Below are 17,417 nucleotides of genomic sequence, written 5' to 3' on the forward strand. Positions count from 1 at the left end.
AGAAAAAAGGAATAAACCATTTTTAAGTACTTTTAGGTTTATCCCAAATTATTGTCTTGTTTTGGTTTTTCTTTAATAGCTTTTTACAGGTGGAATGGATGTAACTAACAGTTCCTATTGAATCTGTTCAGAAATATGACTTAATGCTTCTCCAGCTTCGTTTACATGAATGTTGACTGTTGATAGATCACCAATGGCACAAATACCAATCATTTCACCATTTTGTACAACTGGAATGCGACGGATTTGATGGTCTGCCATCATTCGAGCACATTCATGTACATCTGTATCAGGCGAGCAAGTGATTACATCCGAAGTCATACAATCATGGCAATGAACGGAATTGCAGTCTTTCCCATCAGCTACACAATTCAATACAATATCACGATCTGTAATCATTCCAACAACTTTTCTACCTTCACAAACTGGAACAGAACCACAGTTGATATCACGCATTATTTTTGCGGCTACTGTCACAGAGTCATGTGATGCACACACCTTAACATCCTTTGTCATAATGTCTTGTACCATTGTCATTGTTTTTTCCTCCTATTGGTGATTGATTTTTCCTTCTTATTTTCTCCATGTGAATCTAAATTATTACTCAAAGCAAGATTTCATTTTTACTAAAAGGAAATCCGTTTTAGAATTTTGAATACACGTTAGTAGACATTAAGATATATAAAAAAGTATTCCCAATTGATAAAAGCCTTTGCTCTCGTTGAGCAAAGGCAACTTTTTTTTACGAGTTCCTTCTATTATATAATGTTATTTTTCTCGCCTTCACAGCTGTCATCTCTCCCGTTTTCCATCGATGATAAGCTTGTTGGCCCGTGTACTGTATCTGAACATCTTTTTGTATTATTTACATCGCTTTTTCCTTTTTTGAACTTGAAGTAGCTGGAGTGTGCTCCCAACATTCAATGCCTTCATGATTTTTAATACAATCTTTATAAAAGACAGGATCTTTACCAGCTTTTTTCTGTTTCATGTAGTCCGTTAAAGCAGCAAAGGCTATTTTTGCTAGTAATGTAATAGCAATCAAGTTTATGATAACCATAAAGCCCATAAATAAATCCGCTAAATCCCATACAAACTGGACCTTTGCAATGGAACCGAATACAATCATGGCTAACACGCTTATTCGGTATAGTATCAACCATACTTTACTTGTGTGTAAAAATCGAATATTTGTTTCCCCATAATAATAGTTACCGATTAACGCACCGAATCCAAATAGAAAAATAAAAATAGCCAGACAGCCTGATGCCCAGGAACCGACATGTTCACTTAATGCTGCTTGTGTAAGTGCAATACCACTTAGCCCTGGTTGTTTGTAAGCATCAGAAAGTAAAATAATAAATGCTGTGCTTGTACAGATGATTAGTGTATCCGTTAATACGCCAAATGCTTGAATAAGTCCTTGTTTAACCGGATGACTTGTTGTTGCCGTTGCGGCAACGTTTGGCGCACTCCCCATTCCAGCTTCATTCGAGAACAAACCACGTTTAACTCCATTCATGAGTGCAGCGCCGATTGAACCGCCTGCTATTTGTTCAAGGCCAAACGCATTTTTAACAATAAGAGAAAGAATTTCCGGCATTTTTGTTATGTTCGTAGCTATGATAAATAATGCAATACCAATGTATAACACAGCTAGAATCATAACCTTGTATTCAGCCATTTTTGCAATTCGCTTCACACCGCCAAAGATAATCGCAGCGAAAGCAAGTGCCATGATAATCCCTAAAGTTAAACGATCTGTACCAAATGAGTTCTCAAAAGCAATTGAAACGGTATTTGATTGTACAGAATTGAATACAAGACCGAAAGAAAGCGTAATTAAAATGGAGAATAATACTCCCATCCAACGTTTGTTTAATCCTTTTTCCATATAATAGGATGGGCCCCCGCGGAAACCATTTTTATCTTTTACTTTATATACTTGCGCTAACGTACTTTCAATAAAGCTGGATGCTGAGCTAATAATAGCAATAATCCACATCCAGAATACCGCTCCAGGACCGCCTAATGCAATCGCAATCGCAATTCCTGTGATATTACCTGTCCCAACGCGAGCGGCCATACCAATACAGAACGCTTGAAATGGGGAAATGTTGTCTTTAGAACTAGTTCTCCCTTCCATTAAAACACGGACCATTTCCTTTAACATTCGAAACTGTACAAATTTCGATTTAAATGTGAAATAAATCCCGCAAGAAACAAGCATAATAATTAGTAATTTTGACCAAAGGAATTCATTTGTTATACCAATCATATTTTGTAATAATTGTGGCATTTTACCACCCCTTTTTAAAATTTAGTAGTTTATATTGAAGTAATTAGGACATCAGTTTGATAGAAATGGTTCGAATCGAAGTAGGTCAGTGCCGGCGATGGTGCCACCTGCTGCTGGAATCTTAATAAAAGATCATTTTTTAACAGGGTTTATTGCATCAGCATCATTTGCAGCGTTAGCTGATCTCCGTATAGACATGGATGCTTATGCAGCGGAAGAAAATGTTTCTTTTTTCGCTGTGGAAAGAAACCATTGAAAAAAAGACCCCATTTTGTTAGCTTAATGGGCATGTGAGATGACCCTCTAACCTAACCAATTTGGGGCCCATTGATTTGTTCCCTCCAATATAGTCTACATAACTTGTCTTACGTTGGATATCTAGACCCGCTAGTGGATCTTCGACAGGTAAAGGATCTCAGTAAGAATTTTAGAGCCCTTCATTTTTTCGAAAGCTTCTTTTGCTTCTTCTTCAGTGTCAAACTCAAACATGTTTAGATTGTTTTTTGAATGGACAGTGATAATCCACAAGTAAATCTCCTTCTTCCATATAATTGTAGAAAATCTCGCATTTTAGATCCAGCCCCGGAAATGTGAGGCTTCAGCCAGTTTTCTTATACCAACCATATACGCTGCTAGGCGCATATTAACTTGATGGTCATGTGTTGTTTGATAAATATTTTCAAAAGAATCGACCATTACTTTTCGTAATTTTTCAGCCACCTCTTCCTCTGACCAATAAAATCCTTGATTGTTCTGAACCCATTCAAAGTAAGATACGGTGACACCACCTGCACTTGCCAATATATCCGGAACAAGGAGGATTCCTCTTTCATCCAAAATTTTGGTTGCTTCAAGGGTTGTTGGCCCGTTAGCTGCCTCCACTACGATGGAAGCTTTAATACGATTGGCGTTTTGTGCTGTAATTTGGTTGGAAATGGCAGCCGGCACCAGAATGTCACATTCTTTTTCCAGTAATTCTTGATTCGTGATAACATTGTTAAATAAAGTTGTTACTGTACCAAAACTATCGCGTCGATCGAGCAGGTAATCAATATTAAGCCCTTGTGGATCATAAAGAGCACCATATGCATCCGAAATACCAATCACTTTTGCTCCAGCATCATGCATGAATTTGGCCAAAAAGCTTCCTGCATTCCCAAAACCTTGAATCACTATGCGGGCACCTTGCAATTCAATGTTTTTTTTCTTTACCGCTTCTTCAATACAGATGGTTACACCCCGGGCTGTTGCCGTTTCACGTCCATTTGACCCCCCTAAAACAAGGGGCTTGCCCGTAATGAATCCTGGAGAATCGAATTCACGAAGGCGGCTATACTCATCCATCATCCAAGCCATGATTTGAGAGTTTGTATATACATCGGGTGCCGGTATATCTTTTGTAGGCCCGACAATTTGGCTGATGGCACGAACATAACCACGACTCAATCTTTCCAGTTCTGCAAACGACATTAATCTCGGGTCACACTTAATGCCGCCTTTTCCACCTCCGAAAGGGAGGTTCGCAATGCCGCACTTTAAACTCATCCAAATAGACAAGGCTTTTACCTCTTCTTCGTTCACTTCTGGGTGAAAGCGTATGCCTCCTTTTGTCGGACCTACTGCATCATTATGTTGGGAACGAAAACCGGTAAACACTTTGATTGAACCATCATCCATTTTTACAGGTATGCGGACAGTGAGCATTCGGATAGGTTCTTTGAATAATTCAAATTCATTATTTGAATAACCTAATTTATCCAACGCCTCTTTTATGACCGTTTGTGTAGAAAGAAATAAATCTAGAGATTCCTTTTCTTTTTTCTGTTCTTCGGCTAGCTTTTCTACAGTAGTTGTTAATACCATTAATATCACCCCATAATTTAAAAGAATAAAAGTTTTATTGTATCGTTTTCTTAGTTTCGTATGAATTTTTCAAATGTCCAATGAAATCTTCCTTGGACTATGGTATTTTTATACAATTCGACGATTACATCTTTCTGATAAGATGTTTTTAGAAAATACACAGATTCCATTCTTGCGATAGATGTTTCAATAGCTTAACACCCGTCAGGCTATTTCCATACTGATCAATAGCTGGTCCATAAATACCAATTCCACATCCATCTTGAAAAGGCAGTTCTCTTTTCATACTTGGGGGAACTGTTGCTAAAATACCTCCCGATACCCCGCTTTTGGCTGGTACTCCGACAAAGGCGGCAAATTTGCCTGAAGCATTGTACATTCCACAGGTAAGCATTAAGGCTTTGGAAAGTCTGGCCACTTCAACAGGCAGTACTTGTTGTTTTTGAATTGGGTGATATCCATCATGAGCAAGAATCATTCCAATCAGGGCTATATCTTCCGTATTTACTTCTAAGGAACACACCTTCAGATAAACTTCTAAAGCTTCTTCCACCTCTGATTCTAAAAAACCCGTCTCTTTTAAATAATAGGCTATTGCTCTATTTCGATTGGCAGTCTGCCATTCTGACTGAAAAACCTCCGCATTGATGTTCGGACGTTTCCCTATCATTTTTTCGATAAATTTGTAAAGAAACTCCAATTTATTTTTTGATGATTCTCCCGGAAGCAGTGATGCGATGGTAATTGCTCCTGCATTGATCATGGGATTAAACGGCTTACCTGGTTTATGCATTTCAAGGCGGATAATGGAGTTAAAGGCATCTCCAGTTGGTTCCACATCGACCCGATCTAACACATAAGGAATTCCGCGACTTACACATGCCGCTATAAAGCTGATCACTTTTGAGATACTCTGTAATGTGAAAGGGACTTGCCAATCACCCGACTTGACCACTAGTCCATTTGATCCTACGATACAAATACCTAACTGTGACGGGTTTGCCTTTCCCAAAGCAGGAATGTAGCTTGCACATCGTCCTTCTGTACCATAGGAACGATAATGATCCACCCATTCATCCAACCAATCCTGCTTTTGGTTCCCGATTTGATCTCTTTCCTTTTTTTTAATCATGTGAATCAACTCTTCCAACCCTCTCTTTCTAAATTCTTTTTTAGGGAAAACATTTCACGCTCAAAAGAAAACGCTTTCTATTTTCTGATGGAATGATATTATTGATTCTATAATTAGAACTACAAAAGATAACAAAAACCTACAGAAAATTTTTTATCTTTCGTTTAATTTTTTACTCGAATAAAATTGGAGTATCTAATAATAAAGTTTGCATTGTATTGTGGCCAATCTATCTGTATACTAATTTTCAGAAAAATTAGGAAGTGATCTGCTTGAACATCAGTCCTTTAGTAAAAAAAGACCTATTCATACTCGTTTTGATGATGATTACAGTCCCTTTGGCGGGTGAATTAAATTTCTATCCGATTAATGAAACGTTCCGGGTCAGTTTTGGTGTACCAATATTTTTATTCTTTTTGTTATTGTTCCGAAAAATTCCTGCTATTTTGTCTGGTTTATTGACAGCTATACAAGTTGTGGTCTTTCGTATTTTACTAGAATTCATCAACCAAGGTAATATGAATTTGACTTCCTCTTTTGAAGCTAATTTTCCTAGTTTTTTCTTTTATTTTGCCTATGCTTGTTTATTTTATTTGGCAAAAGTAAACCGATTTTATCACCGTCCTATTTTAATTGGATTGATTGGCATCACCATCGAAATATTGTCGGATTTGACAGAGATACTGATGCAATATTTTGTATTGGGAATAACGATTAAATTGGCAGCACTTAGCGAAATTCTGATTATGGCGATTTCACATAGCTTTCTGGTTGTCAGCTTTTTCACGATCATGCAGTTATATGAGGCACAGGCAAGGGAAAAACATATAAGAAAACAAAATGAGCATATGCTCATGCTCATTTCCAATTTATACGAGGAATCAATTCATTTAAAAAAAACATTGCTAGATGCTGAAAACATCACAAAAAAATCATATGATCTATACAAATGCTTAAATGTTTTGCAAAACGAAGGGACGACTACCCATACAGTCAAGGACCTCGGCAGGCAGGCATTGACAATAGCCGGCGAAGTCCATGAAATAAAAAAAGATAACCAACGTATTTATGCGGGACTTTCAAAACTTATTTCTGATGAAAGTTTTACAGATTATATGAACCTGGTTGAACTAGTTTCCATTATCAAACGAACAAATGAAAAATATGCCAGTATCCTTGGAAAAAATATTCAAGTTGAATATTCCATTACAGGAGCTCATCCCCCTTACCATGTTTTTACCCTTTTATCGATTATCAATAATATCGTCACTAACGCCGTAGAAGCCATCGATAAAACGGGCAAGATTACCATTAGTATTGAAAGGGAAAACCATTTGGTTAAATTCCAGATCAAAGATAATGGCCCTGGTTTTATCCAGAAACATAAAAATTTAATTTTCAAGCCCGGGTTTACCACTAAATATGATTATTCCGGAAATCCATCAACGGGAATGGGATTATCCTTTGTAAAAGAGATAGTTGAACAACTTGAAGGTGATATTACAGTGCAGAATAGATTAGAAGGAACAGGGTCCATTTTCACTATCCGCTTATCGGCCAATCATTTAATGGAGAAAGGGTGATTTGTTACTTTTTCATATAATAGATGATGATGAAGCCGTTCGTTCGATGCTGGCTCAAATCATCGAAGACGAGGGCTTAGGGGAAGTGGCCGGGGAGGCAGCAAATGGATCCTTATTGGATGGAAACAGGTTAGACATTGATATACTTGAGAGAGTCCTTGCATAGTCTCAATGACGAAAAAACTTCACTGAACCGTTGTTTAGTGAAGTTTTTCTGTTATAAGACGAGAAAAATATACTATTCGTTAACAAAATTAACATAAGCTTTGTTGACCTTAAGGATAATTTGTTGTTAAAAAAGCAGCTAATTTTTTGCTCTTTTGTTTTCTTTCTTTGCGAACTCTTGCTCGCTCTGGTGCGGTCTCATGCAATTTTTTCTCTTCTTCTGTTTCCGGAATAACCTGTGGAACATGTGTTGGACGTTTATGTTCATCAAGTGCGACAAATGTTAATAGAGCTGTTGCTGCAATTGTACGTTTACCACTTTTTAAATCTTCAGCAATAATTTTCACAAAAATCTCCATAGACGACGTCCCTGTCCATGTCACATATGATTCAAAACAGACCGAATCTGTTGTACGAACAGGATATAAGAAGTCAACTGAATCGGTTGAAGCAGTTACACATTCCCTGCGACTATGGCGAGCCGCAGAAATAGAAGCTACCTGGTCCACATCACTCATTAATTTTCCTCCAAATAATGTATGGTGATTGTTTACGTCATTTGGAAATACACGACTTGTTCTTATAACTCGTGATTCTTTACAATATTTTGCTTCCATAATATACTCCCCTATTGAACTACTGGCACCATCTTCTACGAGATAGCTTTAATTGACACACACTATAAAGCTCTTAGTCTTCTAATAATTAAGTTTCTGGATCTTACATATAACTAGTTGACAGTGAAAGAAACTAACGACTTCATTTTCCATCCCAATACAAAAAAATGTTTTATGGAACCATTTACATAACCCAAATTTTCCATTTTATAGCCAAGATTTGGACCATGAAAGTATCGACAAGAATTTTTTTGGGTTTTCTGTATTTCCATGCACAATATCCCCCATGATTCTGTTTCTCATTAGAGAAGTATTTATATGTCTAAGAATAATGCAATTATTGAAATAAATAAAATGATATAAAATTATAACCACATATAAAAAACTTTTATATCGTATAATTTTAGGGATTAATATGGATTACCGTTATAAAAAAATAGTAAAAAAAAAAACCAACTAAATCGGCACGGCATTTTTTTATCTCTCAGCCTTCATTTAAAAAGGAACCACGGCAGATCATGCCACGATTCCTTTCTTTGCTGAATATAAATGTCACTGCTTAAGAATGACTTCTATCCTATTCTTGTAATCAGACTCTTTAAACTTACTGCATGAGTAAAAATGACTAAATTTTTAATATATCCTCTTCGTTTGGTAAGGAAGATATCGCTCCTACCCTTGTACATACAAGTGCCCCTACTTTATTTGCAAATAGAATGATCTCTTTCAGTTTACTAAAATCATTAAGAATTGTATTAATGGACTCCAAGTTTGCAAACTGATATAAAGCAGCCCCGACAAATGCATCACCAGCACCGGTAGAGTCAATTGAATTTATTTCTATACTGTTTATTACACCCACATCATTTCCATTTGAAAGAAGAGTTCCTTCACTTCCAAGAGTCACAGCCACAATTTTTGCGCCCAAATGATGGAGCTTCTCTATTCCTTCATACTTATCCATTTTTCCTGTGATAAGTTCAAGCTCCTCTTCACTTACTTTTACAAAATCAGCCATGGATATACCTTTTCTAGCTAAACTAATAAATTCTTCTATTCTATTTTTCCATAAATCCTTACGGAAATTAGGGTCAAATGATAGGAATATTCCACTATTTTGCGCAAAGTTCATTGCATTAAAGTAGGTTGTTTTAAAAGGGTTATCAAGTAACGCTGTTGCGGATCCAAAGTGTAGTATTTTTGCTCTACTTAGTCTATCTAAATTTAAGTTTTCGTCTGTTAGATGTTGATCTGCTCCTCTATTGAATACAAAATCCCTTTCACCGTCTGCTTGGAGAGAAACAAATGCTAAGGTTGTTGGTGCTAAATCATCGGTAACAACCATCGATGTATCTACACCCACCTCGTTTAAAGTTTCTATCAAGAATGATCCAAATGGGTCATTTCCTACTTTCCCAATAAGACTCGCCACCCCACCTAGCTTTGAAATTGCAGCTGCTACATTCGCTGGGGCACCTCCAGCCTTCTTTAGGAAATGATCACCTTCTTTTAAATTAACATCAATATCTGTACAGAAAAAATCGATTAACAGCTCTCCAACGCACATAACTGAGCGGGATGTTTTATTCATTTATTTTCCACTCTCCATTCTTACCGCTTCTATTAATTTAGAATACAAAGTATCTAGATCTATATCATAAACAGTTCTCTATTTTGTATATAGAGAGATTTAAATAGCTCATATTGCTCATTATATACATATCCATTCTTTTCATTTGGCTCTACTAGCCTATCACTCTTTTTTACCATTTCACTTACTGCTTCTTCCATTGAATTGAAGACTTTTGTACCTACAGCTGCCATAATTGCTGCTCCTTTACAGGCATGTTCCTTCGTCAAGGTAGTACATATACTTTTTTGAAAAACGTCTGCTACAATTTGCATCCATAAATCACTTTGGATAAATCCACCTGAAGCGATAACCTGCTCAACAGGTATTTGCAGTTCATTAAAAATCTCTAATGAATCACGCAATGAAAAAGCAACACCTTCCATCACCGCTCTCAACATGTGGTAACGATTGTGCTTTAATTGAAGTCCAAAAAACATCCCTTTAGCATTAGCATCCATATGGGGTGTTCTATCTCCATTTAAATATGGTAGGAAGAGTAACTTTTCACTACCTGATGGAATCTTACTAGTTTCTTTGTTTAACTTAGTAAAGTCTGCGATATATAAAATATTTTCCATTAACCATTTTAATGATAGTCCTGCACTTAAATTAGCACCTAATATGTACCAGTTTTTCACATGACAGAATGTATTTGTACGATATAGTCTGTCATGAACTGGTTGATTTACAGGTGAAAATAACTGTCCTCCTGTTCCAATCGTACAGGAAATTGTCCCTGAAGAAAGGATGCCATTCCCAACAGCCTGCATCGGCTGATCCCCTCCACCATATACGACAGGGGTTGCTAATTTCAATCCAGTTTCATTGGCTGCAATTCGAGTTACGTAACCCGCGATCTCGTATGGCTCACGGCATAGTGGAAAAAGGTTCCTATTTATCCCTAACTTTTTAATTAGATCTTCAGCCCATTCCCTTCTTTCTATATTAAATATTAATGTTCCACAAGCATCTGTTGAATCTGTACCAATCTCACCAGTTATTCTGTAACGTATATAATCTTTAGGTAAAACCACTTTATCTATTTTTTCATAATTAAAAGGTTCATGTTCTTTTATCCACATTAAAGAAGGCAGTAAAAAACCAGGAGAAAGTGCATTCAGTGTTTGCCTTCCTACTTCTTCCTTATGTATTTTATTATGTATGGAGTGGATTTGCTGCTGACTTCTTTGGTCACACCAAATGATCGCTGGTCTTATTACTTGTTTGTCTTTATCAAGTATTACTAAACCATGCATTTGTCCAGAAAAACCAATTCCAGTAATTTCAACCTCATATCTCCCCACTTTTTGTAAACAATGCTGTATGGTCTTCTTTGTAGCTCTCCACCATTCTTCAGGATCTTGTTCTGCCCAATTTCTTGCTGGAGTATTTATGCTATATACCTCACTATCTGAAAAACACTCTGTTCCAGTATAGTCAATCAGGCATGTCTTCACACTAGATGTTCCAAGATCTATTCCAAGCAAGTACTTCATCAAATACCCCCTTTTTGATCGCAAAATTGCATGGAGAATGAAGGCTGCCGATCATTCGACAGCCTTTAAAATGTCTTACTTTCAACAAGAAAAATCCACTTAATGGAAAGATATTTTATCTTTTTTTACCTTTATTACTCTTGTTCTCTACATTGTTAAATACATCTGTTGAATTCCATTAAGCTGCACTATTTCCACGTAAGCGATCTAATAATACCGCGGCAACAATTACTCCACCTTTGACAACAAGCTGCCAATAATAGTTAACGTCCATTAGAGTTAAGCCATTACTAATAACGCCCATAATTAATACCCCAATGATCGTTGCTTGTATCTTTCCTTTACCACCTGTTAGACTAGTTCCACCCAAAATAACCGCGGCAATTGCATCTAACTCATACATTTGTCCTGCAGTTGGTTGACCAGAATACAACCTGCCAGCTAAAACGACCCCACCTAAACCTGCTAATAATCCACTGATGGAATACACATTAATTAATGACTTCTCAACCTTAATTCCTGTTAATCGTGCTGCTTCTTCATTTCCACCAATGGCATAAATATGGCGGCCAAACATGGTATACTTTAAAACATAAAACATAACGATATAAACAAAAACCATGATATAGATAGGAGTTGGTATTCCGAAAATAGCTCCGCCGCCAATGAATTTGAACGTTTCATTTTGTAAAACAATCGGATAACCACCACTAATGACATAAGCAAGACCTCGAACATAGGTGAAACTACCTAATGTAACAATAAATGCTGGTAATTTTGTTTTAGCAGTGAAAAATCCATTTATTAGTCCTACTGCATACCCTACAGCCACACCTGATATCATGGCAATGACGGGGTTAACTCCTGCTGAAGAGACCATAACTGAAATAACGCCGGATAAAGCAACTGTTGACCCGACCGACAAATCAATTCCACCAGTTAATATCACAATTGTCATTCCAGCAGCTAGCACAGCAATGATGGAAACTTGCTTTAATACATTTAACATATTGGCCGTTTCTAAGAAATTAGGCGCGGTAAAAGAAAGGACAACGCATAATAAGATTAAAATCATGATCATGCCTAATCGATTCCATAATCCGTGAAGGACCTTCCCAACATGAAGGCTTTCTCTTTGTGATATTGTTTGAGTATTTCCCCTCATTTTCTTTACTCCCCCCTAGTAGCTAAGTACATAATTTTTTCCTGTGTGGCTTCTTCTCTCGAAAGTTCTCCTGTTAACCTTCCTTCGCACATGACGAGGATTCGATCACTAACACCTAATACTTCCGGAAGCTCAGATGAAATCATTAAAACTGCCAAGCCATTTTCGGCAAGCTTCGAAACAATTTTATGTATTTCAGTCTTTGCCCCAATATCCACACCTCTCGTGGGTTCATCAAGCAGTAATACTTTAGGTCCGATGGACAGCCATCTAGCGATCACAACTTTTTGTTGATTACCACCACTTAAGTTCGATACCTGCTGTTCCGGTGAGGCAATTTTTATGTTTAGTTCTTTTATATAACGATCTGCGGTAGCGTTCACTTCTTTCCAACTAACAATTCCTGCCTTCGTATGCTTTTTCAATTCTGCCATTAAAATATTCTCTTTTACAGACATAGATAAAAATAAACCTTGCTCTTTCCTGCTTTCAGGTACATGAGCAATTCCATTAGCCATTGCATCTATGGGGGATTGTATTTTAACGGACTTTCCATCTACAAATATTTCCCCACTTACCAACTCAGATGCACCAAATAGGGCCCTAACTAACTCTGTTCTTCCCGCACCTACAAGCCCTGCTAAACCAATAATTTCACCTGGATAAATTTTAAACGAAACGTTTTTAACAATGGTGTTATCTGAAACATTTCTCAGTTCTAGAACAGGGGAACTGCTTTTTGAAAGTTTTTTAGGATCAGAAGACTTATCTCGATTAAACAAATCTTTTAAATCACGACCTACCATAAGCTTCACAAGGTGATCGGGGTTTGTCTCTTCAATGGGGCCACTTGCAATCCACTCACCGTCACGTAAGACAGTAAATCTATTAGCAATCGTAAAGATTTCTTCCATTCTATGAGAAATATAAACGATGGCAACACCCTGTTTTTTTAAATCCTCAATAATATCAAATAGTTTCATAATTTCTTTATCTGTTAAAGAGGCTGTTGGTTCATCCATGATAAGAACCTCTGCCTTAAAGGATAATGCTCGGGCGATCTCCACCATTTGTTGTTGAGCCACGCTTAGGGTTGAAACCAATTGGCGTGGGTCAAGATTAGAACCCATTGAATCTAACACCTTTTGTGCACTTTTATGCACCTCTCCCCACTTAACCATCCCTAACCGATTTCTCGGAAAGGTTGAACCCATTAAGATATTTTCACTAATCGTCAAATTTGGTGAAAGGCTTAACTCCTGATGAATAACATTTATTCCTTTGTTCCTTGCATCAACAGGATCCTTCCACAAAGTCGGCTGACCTTTAAAATAGATCTTTCCACCATTATTATCAGGTGTATAGATCCCTGCTAATATTTTCATAAAAGTTGACTTTCCGGCTCCATTCTCACCCATTAAGGCATGTACTTCACCTGGATAAAGTTCAATTTTCACATTGTTTAATACGGTTACACCTGAGAATGTTTTACTAATCCCTTCCATATTCAACACTGGATTTTTATGACCATGCTGAACCTTCAATAACCTTTCTGTAACAGCCATACTTTTATCTCACCCCTTTTTTAATTTTATAAAAAGGCTGAATAAGGGGTCTTTCCTTATCAGCCCTTTTGATTAGAGGAGGCTTACCACCCTTGGTAAGAATCTAATTTATCTTGAGTAACAAGTTTAACCGGAACTTTAATAAGATCTTCTACATCTTCACCATTTTTCACTTTCATTCCAATTTCAACAGCCTTTTTCACCATATCGCTTGGTGATTGCGCGGAAGTTGCCCTAATAGTACTTCCCTTTTTTGCCATAGCTTCTGTCACTTCAGGAGCACCATCTACACCCACAATGAAAAATTCATCTTTACGATCAGCTTGCTCTTGAGCAATTTCAACTCCGATTGCTTCAGGGTCATTGATAGCAAATACGGCGTCAATAGAGCCTGATGGATTAGCTTGTAAAATACTTTCCATAACGGTTAATGCCTTTTCACGATTTCCTTCGCCGTTTTGCTTCGCTACTATTTTAATTTTAGAATCTTTAATAGCATCCTCAAACCCTTTAATACGGTCTGTTACTGCCGAAACAGGAGGTCCATCAATAATAGCAATGTTTCCTTTTCCACCTAATTGTTCAATGACATATTCTCCAGCTAGTTTACCAGCTTGATAGTTATCCGATGTAACAGTAGCATCGACACCACCATCAGCATTCGTATCTACAGCGATTACAGGAATACCAGCGTCTTTTGCCTGTTGAACAGCTGCTGCAATTCCTTTTGTATCAACAGCATTTAATAAAATAACATCTACTTTTTTTGTAATGAAGTTTTCAATTTGAGAAGTTTGCTTTGCGAGATCATATTCAGCACTTTCAACAAAAACATCTGCACCTAATTCTTTCCCTGCTTCTTCAACTCCTTTTGACATGGCAACAAAGAAAGGATTGGCCAAAGTACCCACAGTTAGTCCTATTGTTAACTTTTTGTCACCTTTTTGCTCTTTGTTATCTTTCGTAGATTCACTTGATGATTCACTAGCACTAGTACACGCAGTCATCACAGCCATTACAAACATTAAAACTAGTATTAATAGCATTTTTACATTTTTTCTCATTATGATCCCCCTAGTTTTTATAAACTTAAAGATTACTTAAAGAAGTTAAATTTGTTATCGCTTTCAATTTTAATTACATCACCTCCTTAAAAACATTTTTAGGTAGTACAAATAGATTTATAAATCCTTTCTACTAGATTATTAGGTATAAACCCCTCTGTTACCGTTTTCATCTCTTTGGAAAATAAAATCATTTCAATGATTATTTTTGGAGTTTTATTTGAACGTTATTGATCATTTATGATTGTTTTTGAATGTTTTAAGTTAATTCAGATTATATTATGGCTGTTTTTAATTGTCAACAATCCCATATTTAGACAAAAATATATTAATATAGCTAAATATGAACTATTCAAATAGAAGTTCTCACAGATCGTAGCATATATTTCAATGATGTTTGACAAACTTATCTATAAAGAAAGGAACCTACTTTTTATGCTTTTTTATTATATTGGTAAAATGCAACAAAAATAAAAAATAGATTCAGTGCCTGTCACACCCCAGAAAGTTTTATCGTTTTTATCGGAGGATATGACAGACAACGATAAACCAAAAACACCCTCTCCTACTAGAAAGGGTGTTTTGGTTTATTTCTTTTGGATTCGCAACGCACAGGCACTGTTCTCATAAAAAAACCTGTGTAGATTAAATCTACACAGGTTTTTGAAGCATATCTTTTAATCATATCACTTGAATTTCTTGTCCACTATTCTCTTTTTTAAATGAAAATTTCATTTTGAAAAGACTTACAACAAAATAGACAATCGCTAGAATTAAAACGAGGGTCCAGATTTGAGAGACAAATCGTGTATTCCAGACACCTAAGAAATACAGCAAAGCTGGAATGGTCAGCGTTACCCATGACTGTACGAAAGCAACAATCCCAATGTAGGTATCTATTTTCTTTTTAAGCGCATTTGATAAAAAGAACAAAAACCATAATAGTGCCCACATACCCCATGTTAATGCATTGACAACATCGTGAAAGTGAATAATCGATGTTAACGTATAGACGACTGCAATAATAGCGACCCATAAACTAAACCAACCGAGACCGCTGCCATCAAGCCCTTTCAATACGGTTACCCCAACATATAAATAGGTTAAGCCAAATAGAAAAATAGATGCAACATTATAAAGTTCCCAATTATTTTGACCCGATACAAACATTAAGTAAGATGGGATTATAATTTGAATAATTCCAATGAATATATTAAAAATACCTACACTTTTTGCTTCTGCCTTCCCCAATAGCATAAGACTGTTTAAAAATAATACTGCACCTGAGAGAAATAAACCAACAAAACTCATATTAATAGTTGTGAAAAACTATTTTCACAACCTCCCCCTCCTTTTAGAAAGCAATCCCCTCTCAACTAAGAAAAGAAATTGCTTTTTCAACATCATTTATTGTCTTTACGAAAACAACCTCATTTATAACACGATACTTACGATCACAGATGATAAAACACTAACTAATGTTGCTCCAAATAAAAGTTTTAGACCAAATCGTGCGACAGTGTTTCCCTTTTTTTCATTTAAGCTTTTTACGGCTCCTGCAACAATTCCTATCGAGGAGAAGTTTGCAAAGGAGACAAGGAAGACAGAAATAATTCCTAATGTACGCGGGCTAAAGCTCTCCTGTATTTTTGCTAAATCCATCATCGCTACAAACTCATTTGTGACAAGCTTCGTTGCCATAATTCCCCCAGCTTGGACAGCTTCTGAAAATGGAACTCCCATGATAAAGGCAAATGGTGAAAAAATATATCCTAAAATTTCCTGAAATGAAATTCCGAAAACCATATCAAAAACACTATTGATACCAGCCATTAAAGCAACAAATCCAATCAACATAGCACCGACAATGACGGCTACTTTAAATCCATCCATAATATATTCGCCTAACATTTCAAAGAAGCTTTGCTTTTCCACATCTTGAATGTTGAGAATATCTTCGTCTTCTGGCACAGTATATGGATTAATAATCGATGAAATAATAAATCCGCCAAATAGGTTTATCACAAGTGCTGTCACAACATATCTTGGTTCAATCATTGTCATATACGCACCGACAATGGACATCGAAACCGTTGACATCGCGGAAGCACATAATGTATATAAGCGATGGGCAGGCAGCAGGCCGAGCTGCTTTTTAACCGTAATAAATACCTCTGATTGACCAACGATCGCGGAAGCTACGGCATTGTATGACTCTAATTTACCCATACCATTTACTTTACTTAACAATAAGCCTATTGCTTTCATAATGAAAGGGAGTATTTTAAAATGCTGGAAGATCCCAATTAATACTGAAATGAACACGATTGGAAGTAATACATTAAGGAAGAACGACATTTCACCTTTATTCGCAAGCCCGCCAAACACAAAGGAAATACCGCTGGCTGCGTATTCTAATAATTTACTAAAAACGTCAGCAAATCCTTTAACTAAGACTAAACCAAATTTTGTATTTAATAATAATGCCGCTAATATTACTTGAATGATGACCATTAGGATAATCGGTTTGATTTTAATATTTTTCTTATTATTACTTGCAACAAAAGCAAGTCCAAAAACAACAAGTAATCCAATGATGGCTATGATGTATTTCATGATTTCCTCCACAATGATGTATTTTATTCTAAGATGTAAATGATTCCGAACCTGACTACAGGGCTATCCCAAACAGATTACTTCTTTAAATCCTTTGAAGAAAAAGATACCTGGTTATTCTTTGTTAATATAGCTGCAATGACTTGAAAGCTTGAATATGGCGAATAGGCCTGTTTCCGAGCCTAGATCGCTTGATCAATTAATTTATTATTCTCCATT

Annotated in this window: 15 protein-coding genes; 3 read left to right on the forward strand and 12 right to left on the reverse strand. The window is 36.5% G+C overall.

What is annotated here, in order from left to right; translation table 11 throughout:
* Nucleotides 1–114 precede the first annotated feature (114 nt).
* Both QF028_RS24050 and QF028_RS24055 read right to left on the reverse strand, forming a co-directional pair.
* Nucleotides 115–537: a CBS domain-containing protein gene (locus QF028_RS24050; RefSeq protein ID WP_215016824.1), complete on the reverse strand. Its 423-nt coding sequence runs from the start codon at nucleotides 535–537 to the stop codon at nucleotides 115–117.
* A gap of 328 nt (nucleotides 538–865) precedes the next feature.
* Nucleotides 866–2,299: an alanine/glycine:cation symporter family protein gene (locus QF028_RS24055; protein ID WP_429469629.1), complete on the reverse strand. Its 1,434-nt coding sequence runs from the start codon at nucleotides 2,297–2,299 to the stop codon at nucleotides 866–868.
* 88 nt (nucleotides 2,300–2,387) lie between these two features.
* Between QF028_RS24055 and QF028_RS24060 the strand changes: the two genes are divergently transcribed.
* On the forward strand, nucleotides 2,388–2,555 hold the full coding sequence (locus QF028_RS24060) for a hypothetical protein (RefSeq protein ID WP_215002116.1): 168 nt from the start codon (nucleotides 2,388–2,390) through the stop codon (nucleotides 2,553–2,555).
* Between the two features lie 314 nt (nucleotides 2,556–2,869).
* Here the strand turns inward: QF028_RS24060 and QF028_RS24065 are convergent, their stop codons facing one another.
* Nucleotides 2,870–4,162 (reverse strand): Glu/Leu/Phe/Val family dehydrogenase, encoded by a 1,293-nt coding sequence (locus QF028_RS24065; protein ID WP_429469632.1) that lies wholly within the window; start codon nucleotides 4,160–4,162, stop codon nucleotides 2,870–2,872.
* A 148-nt stretch (nucleotides 4,163–4,310) separates the two neighbouring features.
* The gene (locus QF028_RS24070; protein WP_429469635.1) at nucleotides 4,311–5,312 is read right to left on the reverse strand and encodes a glutaminase; all 1,002 of its coding nucleotides are present in this window, start codon (nucleotides 5,310–5,312) and stop codon (nucleotides 4,311–4,313) included.
* Between the two features lie 245 nt (nucleotides 5,313–5,557).
* On the opposite strand from QF028_RS24070, the gene QF028_RS24075 reads away from it, so the two are divergent.
* Together QF028_RS24075 and QF028_RS24080 are read left to right on the forward strand one after the other, a co-directional pair.
* Nucleotides 5,558–6,877, forward strand: coding sequence for an ATP-binding protein (locus QF028_RS24075; RefSeq protein ID WP_429469638.1), 1,320 nt, complete (start codon nucleotides 5,558–5,560; stop codon nucleotides 6,875–6,877).
* A 1-nt stretch (nucleotide 6,878) separates the two neighbouring features.
* On the forward strand, nucleotides 6,879–7,043 hold the full coding sequence (locus tag QF028_RS24080) for a hypothetical protein (RefSeq protein WP_429469641.1): 165 nt from the start codon (nucleotides 6,879–6,881) through the stop codon (nucleotides 7,041–7,043).
* A 109-nt stretch (nucleotides 7,044–7,152) separates the two neighbouring features.
* Here the strand turns inward: QF028_RS24080 and QF028_RS24085 are convergent, their stop codons facing one another.
* The 8 genes from QF028_RS24085 to QF028_RS24120 form a co-directional block, all read right to left on the reverse strand.
* A complete protein-coding gene (locus tag QF028_RS24085; RefSeq protein ID WP_215002108.1) occupies nucleotides 7,153–7,659 on the reverse strand; it encodes an acyl-CoA thioesterase in 507 nt (168 codons plus the stop codon).
* Nucleotides 7,660–8,284: 625 nt separating this feature from the next.
* On the reverse strand, nucleotides 8,285–9,250 hold the full coding sequence (locus QF028_RS24090; protein ID WP_429469644.1) for a carbohydrate kinase family protein: 966 nt from the start codon (nucleotides 9,248–9,250) through the stop codon (nucleotides 8,285–8,287).
* Between the two features lie 59 nt (nucleotides 9,251–9,309).
* Nucleotides 9,310–10,788 (reverse strand): xylulokinase, encoded by a 1,479-nt coding sequence (xylB, locus tag QF028_RS24095; RefSeq protein WP_429469647.1) that lies wholly within the window; start codon nucleotides 10,786–10,788, stop codon nucleotides 9,310–9,312.
* A 178-nt stretch (nucleotides 10,789–10,966) separates the two neighbouring features.
* Nucleotides 10,967–11,869 carry an ABC transporter permease gene (locus tag QF028_RS24100; RefSeq protein ID WP_374193759.1) on the reverse strand — a complete coding sequence of 301 codons (903 nt, stop codon included), beginning with the start codon at nucleotides 11,867–11,869 and terminating at the stop codon, nucleotides 10,967–10,969.
* Nucleotides 11,870–11,958: 89 nt separating this feature from the next.
* On the reverse strand, nucleotides 11,959–13,518 hold the full coding sequence (locus QF028_RS24105) for a sugar ABC transporter ATP-binding protein (protein ID WP_429469650.1): 1,560 nt from the start codon (nucleotides 13,516–13,518) through the stop codon (nucleotides 11,959–11,961).
* Nucleotides 13,519–13,601: 83 nt separating this feature from the next.
* Entirely contained in the window at nucleotides 13,602–14,582 is a 981-nt protein-coding gene (locus QF028_RS24110; protein ID WP_429469653.1) for an ABC transporter substrate-binding protein, read from the reverse strand.
* 681 nt (nucleotides 14,583–15,263) lie between these two features.
* Nucleotides 15,264–15,893, reverse strand: a complete 630-nt coding sequence (locus tag QF028_RS24115) for an AmiS/UreI family transporter (protein ID WP_429469656.1) — start codon at nucleotides 15,891–15,893, stop codon at nucleotides 15,264–15,266.
* A 123-nt stretch (nucleotides 15,894–16,016) separates the two neighbouring features.
* Entirely contained in the window at nucleotides 16,017–17,198 is a 1,182-nt protein-coding gene (locus tag QF028_RS24120) for a NupC/NupG family nucleoside CNT transporter (RefSeq protein ID WP_429469658.1), read from the reverse strand.
* Nucleotides 17,199–17,417: the final 219 nt, after the last annotated feature.

Source organism: Neobacillus sp. B4I6 (assembly GCF_050434045.1).
Classification (GTDB): domain Bacteria; phylum Bacillota; class Bacilli; order Bacillales; family Cytobacillaceae; genus Neobacillus.

What these genes read in the sequence shown, in the direction of transcription:
- QF028_RS24050 (WP_215016824.1), bottom strand. Translation starts at nt 537, where the DNA reads ATGACAATGGTACAAGACATTATGACAAAGGATGTTAAGGTGTGTGCA.
- QF028_RS24055 (WP_429469629.1), bottom strand. Translation starts at nt 2,299, where the DNA reads ATGCCACAATTATTACAAAATATGATTGGTATAACAAATGAATTCCTT.
- QF028_RS24065 (WP_429469632.1), bottom strand. Translation starts at nt 4,162, where the DNA reads ATGGTATTAACAACTACTGTAGAAAAGCTAGCCGAAGAACAGAAAAAA.
- QF028_RS24085 (WP_215002108.1), bottom strand. Translation starts at nt 7,659, where the DNA reads ATGGAAGCAAAATATTGTAAAGAATCACGAGTTATAAGAACAAGTCGT.
- QF028_RS24090 (WP_429469644.1), bottom strand. Translation starts at nt 9,250, where the DNA reads ATGAATAAAACATCCCGCTCAGTTATGTGCGTTGGAGAGCTGTTAATC.
- xylB (WP_429469647.1), bottom strand. Translation starts at nt 10,788, where the DNA reads ATGAAGTACTTGCTTGGAATAGATCTTGGAACATCTAGTGTGAAGACA.
- QF028_RS24100 (WP_374193759.1), bottom strand. Translation starts at nt 11,869, where the DNA reads ATGATCATGATTTTAATCTTATTATGCGTTGTCCTTTCTTTTACCGCG.
- QF028_RS24105 (WP_429469650.1), bottom strand. Translation starts at nt 13,518, where the DNA reads ATGGCTGTTACAGAAAGGTTATTGAAGGTTCAGCATGGTCATAAAAAT.
- QF028_RS24110 (WP_429469653.1), bottom strand. Translation starts at nt 14,582, where the DNA reads ATGAGAAAAAATGTAAAAATGCTATTAATACTAGTTTTAATGTTTGTA.
- QF028_RS24115 (WP_429469656.1), bottom strand. Translation starts at nt 15,893, where the DNA reads ATGAGTTTTGTTGGTTTATTTCTCTCAGGTGCAGTATTATTTTTAAAC.
- QF028_RS24120 (WP_429469658.1), bottom strand. Translation starts at nt 17,198, where the DNA reads ATGAAATACATCATAGCCATCATTGGATTACTTGTTGTTTTTGGACTT.